Source organism: Ligilactobacillus sp. UO.C109, assembly GCF_026847815.1.
GTDB classification, from domain to species: domain Bacteria; phylum Bacillota; class Bacilli; order Lactobacillales; family Lactobacillaceae; genus Ligilactobacillus; species Ligilactobacillus salivarius.
The window spans coordinates 1-2,711 of the sequence record NZ_JAPSFH010000037.1 but is presented as its reverse complement, the minus strand read 5'-3'; the positions used below and the strand labels follow the sequence as shown (position 1 = coordinate 2,711).

The 2,711-nt window shown below is 41.0% G+C and carries 1 protein-coding gene; it reads right to left on the bottom strand.

The genetic code is table 11. The features are described from left to right. The coding region (locus OZJ21_RS09220; RefSeq protein WP_268857728.1) for a hypothetical protein at positions 1-2,711 on the bottom strand (2,711 nt) is incomplete at both ends.

Sequence of the window (2,711 nt, the reverse complement as noted above, 5' to 3'; positions counted from 1 at the left end):
ACATCAAGTTCGTTGAGTGAATCCTTGAGTACAAGTTCCTCCTTAAGTGAAAGCTTAAGTACATCAAGTTCGTTGAGTGAATCCTTGAGCACAAGTTCCTCCTTAAGTGAAAGCTTAAGTACATCAAGTTCGTTGAGCGAATCCTTGAGCACAAGCTCCTCACTAAGTGAAAGCTTAAGTACATCAAGCAGCTTGAGTGAATCCTTGAGTACAAGTTCCTCCTTGAGTGAAAGCTTAAGTACATCAAGCAGCTTGAGCGAATCCTTGAGTACAAGCTCATCCTTAAGCGAAAGCTTAAGCACATCAAGTTCCTTAAGTGAATCCTTGAGTACAAGTTCCTCCTTGAGTGAAAGCTTAAGTACATCAAGCAGCTTGAGTGAATCCTTGAGTACAAGTTCATCCTTGAGTGAAAGCTTAAGTACATCAAGCAGCTTGAGTGAATCCTTGAGTACAAGTTCATCCTTGAGTGAAAGCTTAAGTACATCAAGCAGCTTGAGTGAATCCTTGAGTACAAGTTCATCCTTAAGTGAAAGCTTAAGCACATCAAGTTCATTAAGTGAATCCTTGAGTACAAGCTCCTCCTTAAGTGAAAGCCTAAGCACATCAAGTTCGTTGAGTGAATCCTTGAGTACAAGTTCATCCTTAAGCGAAAGCTTGAGTACAAGTTCCTCCTTGAGTGAAAGCTTAAGTACATCAAGCAGCTTGAGCGAATCCTTGAGCACAAGCTCCTCCTTGAGTGAAAGCTTAAGTACATCAAGTAGCTTGAGTGAATCCTTGAGTACAAGTTCCTCCTTGAGTGAAAGCCTAAGCACATCAAGCAGCTTGAGTGAATCCTTGAGTACAAGTTCCTCCTTGAGTGAAAGCTTAAGTACATCAAGCAGCTTGAGCGAATCCTTGAGTACAAGCTCATCCTTAAGCGAAAGCTTAAGCACATCAAGTTCCTTAAGTGAATCCTTGAGTACAAGTTCCTCACTAAGTGAAAGCCTAAGCACATCAAGTTCATTGAGTGAATCCTTGAGTACAAGTTCCTCACTAAGTGAAAGCCTAAGCACATCAAGTTCATTGAGTGAATCCTTGAGCACAAGTTCATCCTTAAGTGAAAGTACATCAAGTTCGTTGAGCGAATCCTTGAGCACAAGCTCCTCACTAAGTGAAAGCCTAAGCACATCAAGCAGCTTGAGCGAATCCTTGAGTACAAGCTCCTCACTAAGTGAAAGCCTAAGCACATCAAGCAGCTTGAGTGAATCCTTGAGCACAAGCTCATCCTTAAGTGAAAGCCTAAGCACATCAAGCAGCTTGAGCGAATCCTTGAGTACAAGTTCCTCCTTAAGTGAAAGCCTAAGTACATCAAGTTCGTTGAGTGAATCCTTGAGTACAAGTTCCTCCTTAAGTGAAAGCTTAAGCACATCAAGTTCATTGAGTGAATCCTTGAGTACAAGTTCCTCCTTAAGTGAAAGCTTAAGCACATCAAGTTCATTGAGTGAATCCTTGAGTACAAGCTCATCCTTAAGTGAAAGCTTAAGTACATCAAGTTCCTTAAGCGAATCCTTGAGTACAAGTTCCTCCTTAAGCGAAAGCTTAAGCACATCAAGCAGCCTGAGCGAATCCTTGAGTACAAGTTCCTCCTTAAGTGAAAGCCTAAGTACATCAAGTTCGTTGAGTGAATCCTTGAGCACAAGTTCCTCCTTAAGTGAAAGCTTAAGCACATCAAGTTCCTTAAGTGAATCCTTGAGTACAAGTTCCTCCTTAAGTGAAAGTCTAAGTACATCAAGCAGCTTGAGTGAATCCTTGAGCACAAGTTCATCACTAAGTGAAAGCTTAAGTACATCAAGCAGCTTGAGCGAATCCTTGAGTACAAGTTCCTCCTTAAGTGAAAGCCTAAGCACATCAAGTTCGTTGAGTGAATCCTTGAGTACAAGCTCCTCCTTAAGTGAAAGCTTAAGTACATCAAGTTCATTAAGTGAATCCTTGAGTACAAGTTCCTCCTTAAGTGAAAGCCTAAGTACATCAAGTTCGTTGAGTGAATCCTTGAGTACAAGTTCCTCCTTAAGTGAAAGCCTAAGTACATCAAGTTCGTTGAGTGAATCCTTGAGCACAAGCTCATCCTTGAGTGAAAGCTTAAGCACATCAAGTTCGTTGAGTGAATCCTTGAGTACAAGTTCATCCTTAAGTGAAAGCTTAAGTACATCAAGTTCGTTGAGTGAATCCTTGAGTACAAGTTCCTCCTTAAGTGAAAGCTTAAGTACATCAAGTTCGTTGAGTGAATCCTTGAGCACAAGTTCATCCTTAAGTGAAAGCTTAAGTACATCAAGTTCGTTGAGCGAATCCTTGAGTACAAGTTCATCCTTAAGTGAAAGCCTAAGCACATCAAGCAGCTTGAGTGAATCCTTGAGTACAAGCTCCTCACTAAGTGAAAGCTTAAGTACATCAAGTTCATTAAGTGAATCCTTGAGTACAAGTTCATCCTTAAGTGAAAGCCTAAGTACATCAAGTTCATTGAGCGAATCCTTGAGTACAAGTTCATCCTTAAGCGAAAGCTTGAGCACATCAAGTTCATTGAGCGAATCCTTGAGTACAAGTTCATCCTTAAGCGAAAGCTTAAGTACATCAAGCAGCTTGAGTGAATCCTTGAGTACAAGCTCCTCACTAAGTGAAAGCTTAAGTACATCAAGCAGCTTGAGCGAATCCTTGAGTACAAGCTCCTCACTAAG